Annotated in this window: 19 protein-coding genes; 7 read left to right on the top strand and 12 right to left on the bottom strand. The window is 45.5% G+C overall.

Features of this window, described 5'->3' with window-relative positions; all coding sequences use genetic code 11:
* Positions 1-158: 158 nt before the first annotated feature.
* On the bottom strand, positions 159-1,037 hold the full coding sequence (locus QMF28_RS06305) for a hypothetical protein (protein WP_281741771.1): 879 nt from the start codon (positions 1,035-1,037) through the stop codon (positions 159-161).
* Positions 1,038-1,255: 218 nt separating this feature from the next.
* On the opposite strand from QMF28_RS06305, the gene QMF28_RS06300 reads away from it, so the two are divergent.
* Positions 1,256-1,471, top strand: coding sequence for an HP1242/YdcH family protein (locus QMF28_RS06300; RefSeq protein WP_068323490.1), 216 nt, complete (start codon positions 1,256-1,258; stop codon positions 1,469-1,471).
* Between the two features lie 36 nt (positions 1,472-1,507).
* Here QMF28_RS06300 and QMF28_RS06295 read toward each other — a convergent pair whose 3' ends face one another.
* A complete protein-coding gene (locus QMF28_RS06295; RefSeq protein WP_281741770.1) occupies positions 1,508-1,852 on the bottom strand; it encodes a zinc ribbon domain-containing protein YjdM in 345 nt (114 codons plus the stop codon).
* A 66-nt stretch (positions 1,853-1,918) separates the two neighbouring features.
* Here QMF28_RS06295 and QMF28_RS06290 point away from each other — a divergent pair, with 66 nt between their 5' ends.
* A complete protein-coding gene (locus QMF28_RS06290; protein ID WP_281741769.1) occupies positions 1,919-3,730 on the top strand; it encodes an AsmA family protein in 1,812 nt (603 codons plus the stop codon).
* Between the two features lie 24 nt (positions 3,731-3,754).
* On the opposite strand, the gene QMF28_RS06285 is transcribed toward QMF28_RS06290, so the two are convergent.
* The 3 genes from QMF28_RS06285 to QMF28_RS06275 form a co-directional block, all read right to left on the bottom strand.
* Positions 3,755-4,102 (bottom strand): phage holin family protein, encoded by a 348-nt coding sequence (locus QMF28_RS06285; protein ID WP_216186653.1) that lies wholly within the window; start codon positions 4,100-4,102, stop codon positions 3,755-3,757.
* Between the two features lie 61 nt (positions 4,103-4,163).
* On the bottom strand, positions 4,164-4,364 hold the full coding sequence (locus QMF28_RS06280) for a SlyX family protein (protein WP_068323479.1): 201 nt from the start codon (positions 4,362-4,364) through the stop codon (positions 4,164-4,166).
* A 15-nt stretch (positions 4,365-4,379) separates the two neighbouring features.
* The gene (locus QMF28_RS06275; RefSeq protein ID WP_068323477.1) at positions 4,380-4,601 is read right to left on the bottom strand and encodes a hypothetical protein; all 222 of its coding nucleotides are present in this window, start codon (positions 4,599-4,601) and stop codon (positions 4,380-4,382) included.
* Positions 4,602-4,634: 33 nt separating this feature from the next.
* Here QMF28_RS06275 and QMF28_RS06270 point away from each other — a divergent pair, with 33 nt between their 5' ends.
* Positions 4,635-5,633: an LLM class flavin-dependent oxidoreductase gene (locus tag QMF28_RS06270; protein ID WP_281741766.1), complete on the top strand. Its 999-nt coding sequence runs from the start codon at positions 4,635-4,637 to the stop codon at positions 5,631-5,633.
* Here the strand turns inward: QMF28_RS06270 and QMF28_RS06265 are convergent.
* On the bottom strand, positions 5,628-6,044 hold the full coding sequence (locus QMF28_RS06265) for a putative toxin-antitoxin system toxin component, PIN family (protein WP_281741765.1): 417 nt from the start codon (positions 6,042-6,044) through the stop codon (positions 5,628-5,630). The two genes, QMF28_RS06270 and QMF28_RS06265, sit on opposite strands and share 6 nt — an antisense overlap.
* 9 nt (positions 6,045-6,053) lie before the next feature.
* Positions 6,054-6,599: a YaeQ family protein gene (locus QMF28_RS06260; RefSeq protein ID WP_281741763.1), complete on the bottom strand. Its 546-nt coding sequence runs from the start codon at positions 6,597-6,599 to the stop codon at positions 6,054-6,056.
* Between the two features lie 121 nt (positions 6,600-6,720).
* Between QMF28_RS06260 and QMF28_RS06255 the strand changes: the two genes are divergently transcribed.
* The 3 genes from QMF28_RS06255 (at position 6,721) to QMF28_RS06245 (ending at position 10,568) form a co-directional block, all read left to right on the top strand.
* Positions 6,721-8,334, top strand: a complete 1,614-nt coding sequence (locus QMF28_RS06255; protein ID WP_281741762.1) for an NAD(P)/FAD-dependent oxidoreductase — start codon at positions 6,721-6,723, stop codon at positions 8,332-8,334.
* 17 nt (positions 8,335-8,351) lie between these two features.
* A complete protein-coding gene (gene hemN / locus QMF28_RS06250) occupies positions 8,352-9,767 on the top strand; it encodes an oxygen-independent coproporphyrinogen III oxidase (protein ID WP_281741760.1) in 1,416 nt (471 codons plus the stop codon).
* Between the two features lie 168 nt (positions 9,768-9,935).
* Positions 9,936-10,568, top strand: coding sequence for an OmpW/AlkL family protein (locus QMF28_RS06245; RefSeq protein WP_281741758.1), 633 nt, complete (start codon positions 9,936-9,938; stop codon positions 10,566-10,568).
* Positions 10,569-10,628: 60 nt separating this feature from the next.
* Here the strand turns inward: QMF28_RS06245 and QMF28_RS06240 are convergent, their stop codons facing one another.
* Positions 10,629-11,225, bottom strand: a complete 597-nt coding sequence (locus QMF28_RS06240) for a P-loop nucleotide/nucleoside kinase family protein (protein ID WP_281741756.1) — start codon at positions 11,223-11,225, stop codon at positions 10,629-10,631.
* 67 nt (positions 11,226-11,292) lie between these two features.
* Here QMF28_RS06240 and QMF28_RS06235 point away from each other — a divergent pair, with 67 nt between their 5' ends.
* A complete protein-coding gene (locus QMF28_RS06235; protein WP_281741755.1) occupies positions 11,293-13,221 on the top strand; it encodes an ATP-binding cassette domain-containing protein in 1,929 nt (642 codons plus the stop codon).
* 21 nt (positions 13,222-13,242) lie between these two features.
* Here QMF28_RS06235 and QMF28_RS06230 read toward each other — a convergent pair whose 3' ends face one another.
* The 4 genes from QMF28_RS06230 to QMF28_RS06215 all read right to left on the bottom strand — a co-directional run bounded on the left by QMF28_RS06230 (position 13,243) and on the right by QMF28_RS06215 (position 16,896).
* Positions 13,243-13,545: a chaperone modulator CbpM gene (locus QMF28_RS06230; RefSeq protein WP_281741753.1), complete on the bottom strand. Its 303-nt coding sequence runs from the start codon at positions 13,543-13,545 to the stop codon at positions 13,243-13,245.
* 5 nt (positions 13,546-13,550) lie between these two features.
* Entirely contained in the window at positions 13,551-14,531 is a 981-nt protein-coding gene (locus tag QMF28_RS06225) for a DnaJ C-terminal domain-containing protein (protein WP_281741752.1), read from the bottom strand.
* Between the two features lie 61 nt (positions 14,532-14,592).
* On the bottom strand, positions 14,593-16,140 hold the full coding sequence (locus tag QMF28_RS06220; protein ID WP_281741750.1) for a UxaA family hydrolase: 1,548 nt from the start codon (positions 16,138-16,140) through the stop codon (positions 14,593-14,595).
* A gap of 54 nt (positions 16,141-16,194) precedes the next feature.
* A complete protein-coding gene (locus QMF28_RS06215; protein ID WP_281743643.1) occupies positions 16,195-16,896 on the bottom strand; it encodes a pirin family protein in 702 nt (233 codons plus the stop codon).
* Positions 16,897-16,922: the final 26 nt, after the last annotated feature.

Raw genomic sequence — 16,922 nt, 5'->3', positions numbered from 1 at the left:
AAGCTCAGGAAGCGGCTCTTGTGGAGTGCAAGAAGCAGGGCAAAAGAACTGTGACGATTCTAGAAAGCAGAAAAACGGTCAATGACCGTTTTCCCATAACTTATATCTACCTTTGCAGATAGTGGTGGATAGTTAGTCCACCATTAACAGTCGCTTAATTAGCTGAGAAGCCACTTCTTAATCGACTTATTCACACACATAGCATCTAAAGCAAGACCAAAGAACTCGGAACCATTGGTAACCATGCTTTCGATTGCTTCTACTTTGCCTGACTTAATGCCGCGCAAATAGGTTGCAGCACGATAGCGCAAGAAATGCTCTGTTTCGCCTTCTTCGTTCTCAGTTGGGCAGATTTCTAAGCTGCCATAGCGAGTCTCTGGGTTGATGTTCAGAACAGCAAGGCTCAAAGCTCCAACCAATTTCTCGGGAACTGGAATTGGTACATAAGAGTAGAGGGAGATCATCATTTCTTCTTCATCTACTTCAATGATGTGATCAATATCCAATACGTCTTTTTCGGTTAATTCAGTCTCACCAGAGTCGCCACCGCCAAAAGTAGACTCAAACTGCAGCATTGCAGTATTGTTTCCTTTGGAGATCTCAATCATGTCAGGATAGCCAAGCAAGCCTTTCCACCAGTACATCAATGAGAAGGTGCAAGGTTTGACTTCAACCAAACCCTTTTTCGTAGACTTCGCAAAATACAAGCCGTAAAACTCATCATCTTGCTCTAGACCGTATTGATCTACCTTGGGTGCTTTAGATGAAGCTTGTTTTACTACTTTCTTGGCAACTTTTTTTGCTGCTGGCTTTTTAGCTGCAGGTTTCTTTGTCGTTGTTTTCTTAGCTGCTACTTTTTTAGTGGCAGTCTTCTTTGCAGCAACTTTCTTTGCTGCTGGTTTTTTCACTACCTTTTTGACTGTCTTTTTGGCCGCTACTTTTTTAGCAGCAACTTTCTTGACAGCTTTTTTTGCAGGGGCTTTTGTTACCACCTTGGTAGCTACTTTGTTTTTTGCTGGAGACTTCTTTGTAGCCATGGTCTATTACCCTTCTTTTGGTAGTTATTGTGCTTAATGCACTAGCTGATATTACTGCAATTTCAATAGGGAATTCGCCTTTCCTATATGGGGTTTTTCCGGCGGATTACAAGGGGAGGGGTCAAAACAAAAAGATCGCTTTGGGCATTGTTCTTGGAATGCAGGATTGCTAAACTAATCTCAGGCAGTTTTCTATAACCCTTTTATGAAGAGGATCTATGTTTCCTGAATATCGTGAACTCATTACCAAGTTGAAAACGTCAGATCGTCATTTCCTGCATTTATTTGATAAGCACAATAATTTAGATCAGAAGATCCAAAGAATGGAAGCTCATACAGAGCCAAGTACCCAAGAAGAGATTGAGATTTTGAAGAAAGAAAAGCTTTTGCTAAAGGACCAGATTTACGCGGTCCTTAAAAAGGCGAGCGCTTAAGTTAATTCAGATGGAAAGCCTAGATTGATACTGAATCTAGGCTTTTTTCAAGAAGCAGGCTTTGAGGAGCATATTGCCAGTCTCTGTTTTGCAATCCACCTCGTGGTCTCCAGAGACCAAGCGAATGCCTTTGATTTTGGTGCCAACCTTGAGAGTTGTAGATGAACCCTTAACCTTTAAATCTTTAATGAGGGTTACCGTATCGCCATCCGTCAATAGATTGCCATTGGCGTCTTTGACGATCAATCCCGCCTCTATTTCTTCTGCAGCTGCAGCTATAGGCCATTCATGGCCGCATTGGGCGCAAACATAATTCTCCCCATCGGGGTAAGTCATATCTTCCTGGCAAGCAGGACACTTCGGTAAGTTATCTGTACTCATGGGTATATTTTAGTCCAGGGGTGGTTGGCGACATCTAATTACCAGGTATCGCTTTAGAATGGTTGGGTGAATAAAGTCCTGAAGATTTCTTTAATTGCTTTTATAGCTTGTCTTGCTACGGCGGGACTTGGCGCATGGTATGCGGCTTCTTTTATTAATCCGACGCAATTAACTAAGCTCCTTAGTTCATCGGTCAAGGATGCTACAGGTCGGGAACTCAAGATTACTGGACCAGTTAGCCTCAATCTTTTCCCATCCATTAGTGTGAAGGCCGAACAGGTTTCTTTGACTAATGCCTCTTGGGCAAGCAACCCCAACATGCTGGCACTCAAGCAAATTGAGTTAGATATTAGGTTGTTCCCGCTGCTCAAGGGTAGTGTTGAAATTAGCAGAATAGGTATAACCGGCTTAGAAGCCAATCTGCAAACCAATAAGAGTGGTGAGGGTAATTGGAATTTGACGCCGCCAGTCTTGACTAACAATGGTTCAGTAACCCAAACCCCAAGCGATACAGCAAGCAACGATTCTGCAGATAGCACATTTGTTTCTATTAAGACGCTGGACATTGTTGATGCCATCATCCGCCATCAAGACGGCAATCAGGCTGCAAAAGTCATTCATCTTCCTAAGCTATCTTTGGGCAGCAGAGAAGGAAGATCGTCGATTCTGCTGGATGTAGAGTATGAAAAATATAAGCTCAACCTTAAAGGAACAACAGGCTCCTTGCGCAATGCTTACTTTGCCTGGAATCAGTCTCCAGTAAACATGAATCTGGATTTGGATCTCACCTTAAATGGGAAAACGCTTGCTATTAAGGGTGACATTGACAAGAAGCCCCAGGTTTTACCAACATTTAATATTCAGTTAAATTCCAAATCCTTTGATTTGGCTCCATTGGCTGGGTCTGCCGCCATTGCTAGCAAGGCTGGAAGCACTTCTCCTGCAGCCCCACATAAACCTCAAGGTAATTATTTCTTCTCAGATGAGAAATTGCCTTTCGATTTACTGCCCCTGGCAGATGGAGTCATTAGCGTCAACATTGCTGAGTTGGGTATTCCAGGGCAAGCTCCATTCGCAAACTTTAAAACAACGCTGCAATTTAAGAAAAACAATATTGATGCAAATGATTTAAGTTTCAATATTGGAAAGGGAAGTGCGCAGGCACAAATTTCTGTTGCTGGTTTTGATGGGCCAGCTCCAAAAGTAGCTATCAAGGGGCTTGCTAAAAACTTTAGCTTGGAGCAGATAGTTGCAAGTGCTGATTCAAGCGCTAAAGTTTCTGGGGGCGCCACTCACATAGCTTGGAACCTTCAGGGTAGCGGCGCAAGCCTACATCAATTGGTCAGTCGCGCTAATGGCGCAATCCAAATTTCAGTTGGGCAGGGAAAATTAGATTCGAAGTTTATTAATAAGGGCGGGGACTTTGTTGTTTCAGTTTTTGATGCAATCAATCCAATGCGAAAAAAAACGAATCAAACTATTTTGGAATGTGCCGTTGCTTATTTGCCCATAAATAACGGCATGATTAATATTCGAGATTCAGTTGGCGCGGAAACAGACCGCTTGGACATTACGCTATCAGGATCAGTTAACCTCGCTAATGAAGCGTTGAATATCAGCATTAATCCAAGAGAAAAATCTGGCCTTACAACTGGCTTGGATCTTGGGGGCTTGGTAAAGATTGAAGGCACCCTGCAAAATCCAAAAGCGGGGGTCAACAAAGAAGGGGTGGTAAATAGTGCCGTCTCGATTGGACTAGGCTTTTTGACTGGCGGTATTAGTATTGCTGCCGAGAATGCTAAATCTTTGGCGACCAAGTCGCAGCCTTGTAAAACGGCGCTGCATTCTTGGTCGGATATCTATTCAGCGAGCAAATAAGAGAAACGAAGCTCGGGATATTTCTTAGAAAACTAAGCCACTAACAAAGAGGCTGAATAAAGAAATAAAGATGCTGGCAAAAAACGCAGTCCAGAAGCTGGAAATCGTAAAGCCGCTCACTACTGCAGAGACAAGCATCAACACTAAAGCATTAATCACGAGCAGGAAGAGGCCCATCGTGACTACGGTTAGCGGAAGTGTGAAAAGAATCAACAATGGCTTAACAATTGCGTTCGCAAAACCCAGAAGCAGAGCGGCAATGATTAAAGAGCCACCATCTGCAAAGCGTAAGCCACTAAAAATGTAGCTAGCAACCCAAAGGGATAAAGAAGTTAAGCCCCACTGGACTAAAAATAGCGTTAAGTTGCTCACGGAGGATTCCTTTGCCGATGTTGTAAGGGTGTTTGTGCCTAATAGCTATATTAGCAGTTGATTAATAGTGCGGAGGAATTTCATCTTTCAAGCTACCACCTCCGCCACCACCACTGCTAGCCTGCTCTTTGATGGCTTTGAGTTCGCGATACAGAAATTCAATTTGCTGCTGTTGTTTATAAACTGTCTCATTGAGTTTCTCGATGAGATCTTCGGTAAAGCTCAGTTTGATTTCGAGATTGGTGATGCGTTCTTCGGACATGTGTATGTGACTTTCTTATTCGGAGATGAGTTCAAAGCGACCATCTTCCATTTCTGTTTTAGGTCTAATCCAGAAATCATGAGATTGCATTGATTCATAAACATAAGCAGGCTCGAGGGTAGCCTCTACATTGGCAAGAAAGACAACCCTATAAAAGCCACCGGTCTTGATATGCCTGAGTTTGCTACCTGGTTTAAATAGGCCATCATCGGGGTCAGCCATTTTTGGTTTGCTCATGTAAATAATGCACTTTCTCGGTATGATCTAGCGATGGCAAATTCCATCCCATACTCCATTCTAGATATATCTCCGATTCGGCAGGGCTTTACTGCCGCTGACGCGCTTCGAAACTCGCTGGATGTGGCACAACACGCTGAAAAATGGGGTTATACCCGCTACTGGGTTGCAGAACATCACAACATGACTGGTAATGCGAGTTCAGCAACTGCGGTTCTCGTTGGCTATATCGCTGGTGGCACTAAGCACATTCGTGTGGGTTCTGGTGGGGTGATGCTGCCTAATCATGCCCCGCTAGTAATTGCTGAGCAATTTGGCACGCTTGAGTCTTTGTATCCAGGAAGGATTGAACTTGGCTTGGGTAGGGCGCCTGGAACCGACCAAATGACTGCTAGAGCATTGAGACGAGATTTATTGGGCAGCGATGATCGCTTTCCGCAAGACGTTCGAGAGCTTCAGTATTACTTTGGCCCGCTGCAAGAGGGCCAATCGGTTAAAGCGATCCCAGGTATGAATACCAACGTACCCATTTGGATTTTGGGATCCAGTCTGTACGGCGCCCAATTGGCCGCTCACTTCGGCTTGCCCTATGCCTTTGCATCTCATTTTGCGCCTGAGCAGCTACTGGAGGCAATGAAGATTTATCGTGAGCTTTTTAAACCATCGACTCAGCAAGCTAAGCCCTATAGCGCCTTTGTAATGAATGTAGTAGCGGCCGACACTGATGAAGAAGCTCGTCATCTGTTTACTACTTTGCAACAAAATGTTGTGAGGATGCGCAGAAACACCAGGGGTCAGTTGCCACCCCCAATTGCAGGCATGAACGAATTTTGCGAGCCTCATGAGAGGGCTGCCGCAGACCAAGCCTTGCAGGTATCGGTAGTAGGGTCGCTAGAAACTGTGAAGAAGGGAATGCGTCATTGGTTGGATACCACTGGTGCAGATGAAATCATTTGTACGGGGCAAATATTTGATCATCAGGCTCGCCTCAGATCGTTTGAGATCGCCGCTCAGGCAGCGCAAGGCCTATAGAGTGATTGCTGTGTAGTCTGCGGTAATCAGGATCTGCTCTAAAACTGCTTTATTTGCAAATCGAAGCACTTCATTGTCTTTGCTAATAAGGGTGCAGGGCTTTGCGGTAAAGGCAAGATCCAAAAAGACCTGATCATCAGGGTCTTGGCATGCCCAGAGCGACTTCATTAGATCCTTGTCGTCTAGTACTCTTGCTAAACCTTGCCATTGAAGAAAGATCTGCTCTTGCTGTGCTTGGTCTAATGAAAATAATGGGCGCGCAATGACGTCTGCAAATTCTTCTAAGGTCGCTGGTGTTGCCAGAGCATCTATTTTGCCTTCAATGAGCGCTTGCTTTAAGTGCAGCGCTCTAAAGTCATTAAAGATAAATAGATCTAACAAGACATTGGTATCAAAAACCACTACCTTCATATCTGAGGCCTATTGATTGTTGCGCCAAATCTCTGGGGTAATGGTCACTTGACCTTGGTCAGATGAAACATATGCTTCGCCATCTTGAATATTGACATGGATGACCATACTGCGCTCAACTAATTTATTGAGATCTTCAGCCTGTTCGGCCGGAATAGAAATCACTTGCAAGTTGCGAGCACGGGTCAATTTACTGGCAATGCCATCCCACCAAATTTTACTTGTGTGACCGCCATAGCAATAGACAACCACTTGATCTGCGCGACCACATGCTTTCAGAATACGACGCTCATCGGGTTGGCCAATTTCAATCCAAAGCTTAATGGCATCAGTGAGGTCCTTGATCCAAAGATCGGGCTCGTCGGTGTCGCTCAGGCCCTTTGTGAAGACCAGGTCTTCGTGAGCCTGCAAAGCAAAAGCGATGATCCGGATCATCATCCGCTGCTCAGTTTCTGAGGGGTGCTTAGCGATGGTTAAGGAGTGACTGCCGTAGTAATGACGGTCAGAATCTGCGACATGAAGATCTGCTTTGTGGATAGTTGCGCGTAGAGCCATAACGCATTATCGCCTTTATGTGCGATCTCCTGGCCTGAGCGAGCCCATAACCAGTATTATTTGGTCTATGGCTTCTTCGGGGGCTAAAAAGGCCTTAAATCACTGTGTATCGTAAAACTCCATGATCCGTATTACTGAATTGCGTCTACCTATTGACCATGCTCCTGAAGCCTTGGAGCAGGCGATTCTGAAACGCTTGGATTTACATGTTAAAGACTTAATAAGCTTTGAGGTTTTTAAGCGAAGTTACGATGCCCGAAAAAATGTTGCCTTATCTTTTATCTACACCGTAGATTTATCCGTAAAGAATGAAGATGCTCTGCTGAAAAAATTTGCAGGCGATATTCATATTAGGCCTTCCCCAGATACGAGCTATCACTTTGTAGCCAAAGCACCCGAATCAATTGACTCCGGAAAAGTGCTTCGTCCAGTAGTAATTGGTTTTGGCCCCTGCGGAATTTTTGCTGCTTTGGTGCTAGCACAAATGGGCTTTAAGCCAATTGTTTTGGAGCGTGGCAAGAAAGTACGCGAACGCACTCAAGATACTTGGGGCTTATGGCGCAAAAATAAACTGAATCCAGAATCGAATGTTCAGTTTGGTGAGGGTGGAGCGGGTACGTTTTCAGACGGCAAGTTGTATAGCCAGATTAAAGACCCTAAGTTTTATGGACGCAAAGTCATTCATGAGTTTGTGAAGGCCGGAGCGCCAGAAGAAATTACTTATGTAGCCAAACCTCACATCGGCACATTCCGCTTGGTTGGCGTGGTGGAAAAGATGCGCCAAGAAATTATTGAGCTAGGCGGTGAGATACGGTTTACCCAAAAGGTGATTGGCTTTGATATTCAGAACGAGCAAATTACCGGGGTCAAGATTGAGGGGCAACCTGATTTGCCTGCTAGTCATGTGATTTTGGCTTTAGGACATAGTGCGCGCGATACTTTTGAAGCATTGCATCATGCTGGTGTCTATATGGAAGCTAAGCCATTCTCGGTAGGCTTTCGTATTGAGCATCCGCAGTCACTAATCGATAAAGCGCGCCTCGGCCCTCATGCAGGTAATGAGCTTATTGGCGCTGCAGACTACAAGTTGGTTCATCACGCTAAAAATGGTCGGTCAGTCTATAGCTTTTGTATGTGCCCTGGTGGAACAGTTGTTGCCGCAACCTCAGAGCCGAATAGGGTCGTCACCAATGGCATGAGCCAATACTCGCGAAATGAACGCAATGCTAATGCTGGCATCGTAGTAGGCATTACCCCGGATGATTATCCAGGTGGTCCATTGGCGGGCATTGAGTTTCAGAGGGCGATTGAGTCTAAGGCTTTTGAGTTGGGTGGCGGTACGTATGAGGCGCCGGGTCAATTGATCGGTGATTTTTTAGAGGGCAAGCCATCTACTGAGTTCGGCAGTGTTCTGCCATCCTATAAACCAGGTGTTCACCTAACGGATCTTGCTGATAGTTTGCCTGCCTATGCCATTGAGGCCATTAGAGAGGCAATTCCAGCATTTGAGAAACAAATCAAAGGTTTCTCAATGAAAGACGCTGTATTGACTGGTGTCGAGACGCGCACTTCCTCCCCTTTACGAATTACGCGCGGCGCTAACTATCAAAGTCTCAACATCAAAGGGCTTTACCCAGCAGGCGAGGGCGCAGGTTATGCGGGTGGAATCTTGTCTGCAGGTGTCGATGGGATTAAAGTAGCGGAAGCAGTAGCGCTAGACTATTTGTCAAAGTAACTCTACATAAGCACTCCATGACCTCTGTAGCAAATCCATCTTCAACCCAAGAGAAAGAAGTTTTATTTCATCCTGAGTTGTTGAAAAAATTTGATATCAATGGACCTCGCTATACGTCTTATCCCAGCGCCGATCGCTTTCATAATGAATTCTCTGAAGCTGATTATTTAGGTGCGCTAGAGCGAGTGGCGAAAGTGGATGAGCCTCTTTCCCTTTATTTCCATTTGCCGTTTTGCCCTAATATTTGTTACTACTGTGGTTGTAACAAAATTATTACCAAAGATCATGGGCGCAGTGCTAAGTATATTAAGTATCTTGCTAAAGAAATGGCCATGGTGACTAAAGCCATGTGCTCCCAGAAAAAGATCCCAGTTACCCAATTACATTGGGGTGGCGGTACGCCAACCTTTCTCTCTCATGAAGAGATGATTGAGTTGATGCAGCACACCCGTGAACATTTTGAGTTAATGCCTGGCGGTGAATATTCTATTGAGATTGATCCAAGGCGAGTGACAGAAAAAGATATCGCACTTTTGGCTGAGTTGGGCTTTAACCGTATTAGTTTGGGCGTGCAAGATTTCAATCTGGCAGTACAAGAAGCTGTGCACCGTGTGCAGACAATTGAAGAAACTCAAGCGGTCATGGATTGGTCCAGAAAATATGGATTTAAATCGCGCAGTGTGGATTTAATCTACGGGCTTCCCAAACAAACACCGGCAACCTTTAAAGAAACTGTAGATGCAGTATTGGCAATGAATCCAGACCGTCTATCGGTCTATAACTATGCGCATTTGCCACACATCTTTAAGCCTCAGCGTCGAATTGCTGAAGCAGACTTACCGCCAGCGGCTGATAAGTTAGATATTCTTTCCAATACGATTGAGCGTCTAGGTGAAGCTGGCTATGTCTTTATTGGAATGGACCATTTTGCTAAGCCCGATGATGAATTGGCAATCGCTCAAAAAGAGGGCAAGCTCCACCGTAACTTCCAGGGTTACTCAACCCAAGCAGAGTGCGATCTTTTGGCCTTTGGCATTTCATCTATTGGTAAGGTGGATGACTGTTATTCGCAAAACGTGCGAACCCTTGATGAATATTACGAAGCACTAGATCATGGGCATTTGCCAGTACTGCGTGGCTTAAGACTTGATCAAGATGACTTGCTGCGGCGTGAGTTAATTGGTGAACTTATGTGTCAATTCGCATTGGATACAAAGACCTTTGCCAAATCACACCAGATTGATTTCCAAACTTACTTCAAAACTGAGATTGAAGAGTTAAAACATCTGGGTGAGGCGGGCCTTCTGGATTGGGAGGGCGATACGATATTGGTTCCCACAAAGGGGCGCCTATTGGCGAGACGAGTTGCCATGTCTTTTGATCGACATCTCAGGGAATCACAAGCAAAAGGAACTTACTCTAAGGTTCTATAGGGTAACTCTCTAGTCATTTGATCTAGATCAAATAAGCTTTAAAACGGTGTTGCTTTTTAGCAATCAAAAAATTCTCAAGCGCTTTCCATTTGATTTACATCAAATTCGCGCATTGGTATCAATTCGAAAATAGTTTCATCGAAATTGATAACAAAAAGGGAAACCATCATGCGTATTAAGTCACTCGTAGCAGCTATGGCTGCAGTAGCATCCTTAGCTCCAATCGCAGCGCAAGCTCAAGCAGAAGAAAATCCTTGGATGGTGCGCGTACGCGCAGTAGATTTATTGTTTCAGAATGGTCAAACAAGTACTGTTGCAGATCTCAACGTAAAAGCTAAAAATCAAGTTATTCCTGAGTTTGACGTTTCCTACTTCTTTACTAAGAATATTGCTGCTGAATTAGTGTTGACATGGCCACAACAGGTAAACATTACTGCGGGACCTGGAAATACCAATATTGGTAAAGTTTCAGCGCTGCCACCTTCATTGCTAGCCCAATACCACTTTACTGATCTAGGTGCTTTCAAGCCTTACGTTGGCCTTGGTGTTAATTACACCATCTTCGGTAACCGCGCTAATTTCCCTGGCTTAAATAACTCTGTACAAGTTGATCAAAATAGCGTGGGTGTAGTTGGTCAGATTGGCGCAGACTACATGTTTGATAAAAACTGGGGCTTAAACGTTGATGTTAAATACGCAACTATGAGCACCAATGTAACTACAGTTCAAGGTGGAACAAATCTTGGTAAGTTGACATTGAATCCATGGATGCCTGCTGTAGGCGTGACTTACAAGTTCTAAGAATTCAGTTCTTAGGTCTTGAGATAGGGCTCCTTAGGAGCCCTATTTTTTTCTGACTTTTTATTTCACCAACTCATCCACGAGTTTTTCAAAATCAGAATCGTTAAAAACAGAGTTATCGAATCGATGCAATAAGGTATGAGTGGGTGGCTCTGTCCTGCGCTTAGTGTATTGCTCCCAATGCGCTAGCTTCCACTCATCTCTAGGGTCAGCGCGTTTCTCCATGCGTTTTTTGGCTTCAGACTCATCTAAATCAATCCAGGTAATCCGAATGTTCGTTTGCGGTGGCACGCCAAGTGCTTGAGCATCAAACATTCTGCCGCTCTGAATTTCTCTCGAGAACGGCCCAACTAAAATGACATTTACTCCAAGAAGTAAATTTTCTCTTGCGATATCAATAAGCCCTTGGTACTCCCAGTCACGAAGATTTTCAAGATAGAAGGGGCTATCTCGGTCATTTGGGTTTTGGGTAGTGAGTTGCATGACATGAGCGCTAAAGGCACCATAGGCAGTGTCCTTGTCGAGAAAGAAAAAATCTTCCCCGGTTTTCTCAATAATCAATGGCAAGGCTTTTTTTGCCAAAGTGGACTTGCCTGTGCCCGCATGACCGGCGAATAGGATGAGGCGGGGCGCAGAAGGGGTTAATTTGCAGACCATATAGAGCTAGTCTCGCAGAAATTGACGAAAATATCTCGTCTTTTGGGGAAGTGACGATAATGTCGCCATGGCTTTAATCGTACTTACTGATGCAAAACTGGCTTTTGGCCACGTTGACCTCCTCGCAAACACTGCTTTTTCACTGGAATCTGGTGAACGTGTTGGCTTAATTGGCCGTAATGGCACCGGCAAATCTTCTCTATTGAAGATCTTGGCCGGCATCGAAAAAATGGATGATGGCCTCCTGCAGTATCAGCAAGGCTTGCGCATTGCTTACGTTCCTCAAGAACCTATTTTTGAGGCTGAGGAAACCGTTTTTGATGCAGTGTCCAAGGGTGTGGCGCAAGCAAAAGCTTTGCGCGAAGAATATGAGGCGCTTAGCGTTGGCGAATGGGATGACGCTTCCCATCACCGTCTGGATGAAGTGCAATCCCAGCTGGAAGCTCTAAGCGGTTGGAACTGGGAACAGCGCGTTCATGAAACTCTAGATCGTCTCCACCTAGAAGCTGATCTGAAAATCAATACGCTTTCTGGTGGCACCAAAAAGCGGGTCGCTCTAGCGCGCGCTTTAGTTGAGATGCCTGATGTACTCTTGCTAGACGAACCAACCAACCATTTGGATTTGGATTCGATTGCTTGGTTGGAAGAGTTGCTTAAGGAATATCAAGGCTCAGTTATCTTGATTACCCATGATCGCGCCTTCTTGGATAACGTCTGTACACAAATTGTTGAGCTTGACCGCGGCATTCTGCGCAGCTACCCTGGAAACTTTACTCAGTATGAAGTTCTTAAGGAACAAGAGCTTAATTCTGAATCTCTAGCTAATGCTCGGGCAGATAAATTATTGGCCCAAGAAGAGGTTTGGATTCGTAAAGGAGTTGAGGCTCGTCGCACACGCAGTGTGGCTCGTATAGCCCGCTTAGAAAAATTACGTAGTAGCCGTGCCGAACGCCGAGATGCCATGGGGCAGGTGAAGTTAGCAGTTTCTTCTGGCGACCGTAGCGGCAAGATTGTGGCAGATCTGCAAAACGTCAGCAAGACTTATGACCGTCCGATCGTAAAGGATTTCACAGCTACGATTTTGCGTGGCGATAAGGTTGGTTTACTAGGCCCTAATGGCGCCGGCAAGACAACCTTGCTCAAATTGATTTTGGGAACCATTGCACCAGACTCAGGTACCGCAACGATGGGTACTCGTATTGAGGTCGCCTATTTTGATCAAATGCGCGAAGGTCTTGATCTCAATGCTTCATTGGAAGATTACATTAGCCCAGGTAGTGAGTGGATTGAAATCAATGGCAATAAAAAACACGTTAAGAGCTATCTGAGTGATTTCTTATTCGCACCTGAGAGAACCAATTCACCAGTAAGCACATTGTCTGGTGGTGAGCGCAATCGTTTATTGCTTGCTAGGCTTTTTGCTAGGCCAGCCAATGTGTTGGTATTAGATGAGCCAACCAACGACTTAGATATCGATACTCTAGATTTGCTTGAGCAACTCTTGCAGGATTACAAAGGCACCGTTTTCTTGGTCAGCCACGATCGTTACTTCTTAGATAACGTAGTAACAAGCATCATTGCAAATGAAGGCGATGGCTTCTGGCGTGAATACGAAGGCGGCTATGAAGACTGGAAGATTCAGAAGGCCCGTTCAGACAAGATCCGCGCTGCTAACGCCAGTTCAAAATCAGCAGAGAAGTCAGAGGCAAAGGCTGAAGTAAAGGTGGAAGCTAAAGTAGAGGCAAAGCCGGCAGCCAAAAGCGGCGTTCAAAAGCTCAACGGTAAAGAACGTCAAGAGTTAGAAGCTTTGCCATTGCAGATCGAAGCGCTAGAAACTGAGCAAGCAGATATTGGAATTGCTATGAGCAACCCCGATTTATATAAGAATGAGCCTGAGCTAGCGGCGAGCATGCAAGCCCGTCTGAGTGAAATTACTGCCGATTTAGATCAAAAGCTGCACCGTTGGGAGCAACTCTTAAGTCGCTCTGAATCTTAAGTTGTCGCGAGTTTTATCGTCCTACTTTAAACGCGCGCGCAGCTGAGCAATTTCATCAAGCAGATCAAGTGCTAGGGCAACCCCAGGCACATTCAACTCAAGATCGTGTGTAAGGTGAGCTGCAGTTTTGGCTCTTCTCAATGAGTCACCACTAAAACGCCAATCTTGTGGCGATGTTCCTGCTGGGCTAAGTACGCCTTCAGAAACCCAGGTCATGATGAGATCTTCTGGTGTGCGTGAAGCATGCGAGAGTTCAACAATCGTCATGTGTACTTCGTTCTCAACAATTTCGCCTTCAATCCAAGTGATATTCGTTTGTGTCATATCTATCATCCCTTCAAGTGAGATCTAGGGTTGAAATCAAAAGCCTTCTCAAAGTTTTGATAGGCCTCTTTTTGAGCATCATTTTGTGCTGGCGGCAGGGCAATCGTAGGGACAACGTATAAATCACCCGGTTCTGAACTAGGGATGCCTTTGCCTTTGAGGCGCATCTTGCGACCTGCTATTGTTCCTGCTGGGATTTTTAATTCCAGAGTGCTGCCAGCTGGAGTGGGTACATTGACTGTTGTGCCTAAAGCCGCTTCCCATGGTGCCAAAGGAATGTCAATCAATACATCCTTACCATCTACGCGATAGATGGGATTTGGGTGGAAGTCGATTTCTAAATAGAGATCACCGGCAGGGCCTTCGCCCATGCCAGGGCCACCTTGGCCAGAAAGTCGTAGATTTTGTCCAGCTTTAATACCCTTGGGGATGCTGACATCTAGCTTGCGTTCTTGTGTGCTGACATGGCCACTCGCATCTTGTGTAGGCATGTGTAAGGCAATGGTGCGTTTGGCACCGTTATAAGCATCTGCAAGATCGATCAAGATTTTGGCATGGTGATCTTGGCCTTTGAAGTTCATGCCCTGACGACTATTTGCACCACGTCCACCTTGACGATGTTTGCCTCTACCAAAGAGAGATTCAAAGAATTCGCTTTGATCACCTTCAAAGCCGCCGCCATAACCTGGATGACCACCACCAAAGCCAGCATCAGAATATTCAAAGCCCTCATTCCAATTGGGGGGAGGAGTGAAGTCTTGACCGTTCTTCCAGTTTTCGCCAAAGCGATCATAGGCTGCACGCTTTTCAGTATCTTTTAAAACGGCATAGGCTTCGCCGATTTGCTTGAACTGTTCTTCAGCGCCAGCTTCTTTGTTGACGTCCGGATGATATTTGCGCGCCAGTTTGCGATAGGCTGTTTTGATTTCAGCTTCGGTAGCGCCGCGAGGAACGCCGAGAGTTTCGTAGTAATCCCTAAATTTCATAAGCCTGTTTCAGTGTCGTTTCTGTCTGGGTTGAGCTAATAGGAATAATTCTACAGTTCTCTTAGCTCATTACCCCAATTTGCCAGGGGACAAATTCATAGTCGCCCAAACCGAGTAGCTCACTTTTGGAGGCTTCCCCAGATGCAGTCCTGAGAAATAACTCAAATATGCGTTGCCCCATCTCCTGGACAGAGACAGTGCCATCCAAAATCTCACCGCAGTTGATATCCATATCCTCGGTAAGGCGTTGATACATTGGGGTATTCGTAGCCAATTTGATGCAAGGTGCTGGCTTAGAGCCAAACATAGAGCCTCGACCAGTAGTAAAGGCAATCAGGTTAGCGCCCCCAGCTATTTGTCCGGTAGCCGAGACCGGGTCAAATCCAGGGGTGTCCATAAATACGAAGCCCTTGGCTGTGACTGGCTCGGCGTACTTATAGACTTCCATCAGTGGACCTGTTCCACCTTTCATGGAGGAGCCCAATGATTTTTCAAAGATATTGGCCAGACCGCCGATTTGATTACCGGGGCTTACTTGTCCGTTGATTTGTACATCTCTACCAATAGAGTATTCATCTTTCCACCAGCGAATACGTCGAATGAGTTTTTCGCCTACCGCTTTACTCACTGCACGACGGGTGAGGGTGTGTTCTACGCCATAAATCTCTGGGGTCTCAGAAAGAATGCCTGTTCCACCGTGACGAGACAAGATGTCAATTGCTGCACCTAAGGCTGGATTGGCCGTGATGGAGGAGAAGCCATCCGATCCACCGCATTGCAGTCCAACACATAAATGACTTGCTGAAACAGTTTCACGCTTGGCTTTATTTGCTTCTGGTAATAATGCTTTGACTGCTTCAATGCCGGCTTCAATCGTTTTTCGAGTACCGCCTGTTTCTTGCATGATGAAAGTGTGCAAGTTGGCATTCTCAGTCAGATCTTCCTGCTCCATCAAGTCCTTAAGTTGATTGCGCTCACAGCCAAGACCCACAATGAGTGCGGCTGCTAGGTTAGGGTGCCGCGCATAGCCAGCCATCGTCCGACGCAGTAACTCCATGGGTTCACCGCTCATCTCCATGCCACAGCCAATGTCATGACTAAAGGCCACAACACCGTCTACGTTAGGAAACTCTTTGAGTCGTTCTGGCGTAAACCAATCTGCAATCTTATTAACAACTGTTGCAGAGCAATTTACTGTAGAAAGGATGCCGATGAAATTACGCGTTCCCACTTTGCCATTGGGTCTGACATAGCCCTGGAAAGTGGCGCGTTCAGATTCTGGTAAGAGGGTTGTAGGCTTGTATTCACTTGCGTAAGCATAGTCACGATCAAACTCACGAAACTCAGTATTGTGGCTATGGACCATCGTGCCAGCTTCAATATCGGTATTAGCAAACCCTACGGTAACGTTGTACTTGAGGATGGGTTCGCCCTTGAGTATTTTCTTAGACGCGATTTTGTAACCAGCGGGAACTTGGCTACGACTTGTGAAATGCTCGCTCGGCACTTCAGCGCCTATAGCAACATCTACTCGTGCAACCACAATGTTGTCATTGGGATGTAGGCGAATAATGGGGCCAGCCAGCTTCTTTCCAGAGGTTTCAATCATAATCTTTTGGTTTTCCAGGTATTGAACTGATCGTATATCTAGCAGGCCAAATATTTAATGACTCAAGTCAAATATCAGCACTTCTGCATCAACACCATCGTTGATTACCAGGGAAGATTCATCTTCAATCAACAGGGCATCGCCACCGACCAATTTTTGGCCGTTAATGGTAAGCATTCCACGGATGAGATGAGCGTAAGATTTTCTCTTGGGGTCTAGCTCGAGTGTTGCTGATTGAGGGCCGTTGAAAAGTCCGGCATAAATCGTTGCATCGGCATGAATTTTCACGGCGCCATCATTTCCGGCGGGGGAGGCGATGATGCGCAGCTTGCCATCTTTTTCAATTGCTGGAATAGTTTTTTGTTCGTAGCTAGGCTCAATCTCAGAAACGTTGGGCTCTATCCAGATTTGTAGAAAGTGGGTTGTGTGGGCTTTGTCGTGATTGAACTCGCTATGGGTCACGCCGCTACCAGCACTCATGCGCTGTACATCCCCTGGGGGGATAGACTCAATGTTTCCCATGCTGTCTTGATGAGCTAATTCACCCGAGAGAACATAGCTAATTATTTCCATATTGCGATGACCATGTTTACCAAAGCCCATTCCAGCTGCAACACGATCCTCATTGATCACACGCAGGTTACCCCAGCCCATAAATTGCGGGTCATGGTAGCCAGCGAATGAAAAGGAGTGAAAGCTTTTTAGCCAGCCATGGTCGGCATAGCCACGATCTTGGGATTTTCTGAGATTTATCATGGTTTTAGGGTGTCCAAAAGCAAATT

The sequence above is a fragment of the Polynucleobacter yangtzensis genome (assembly GCF_027924165.1).
Classification (GTDB): Bacteria; Pseudomonadota; Gammaproteobacteria; order Burkholderiales; family Burkholderiaceae; genus Polynucleobacter; species Polynucleobacter yangtzensis.
This window is presented reverse-complemented; position numbering and strand designations above follow the sequence as displayed.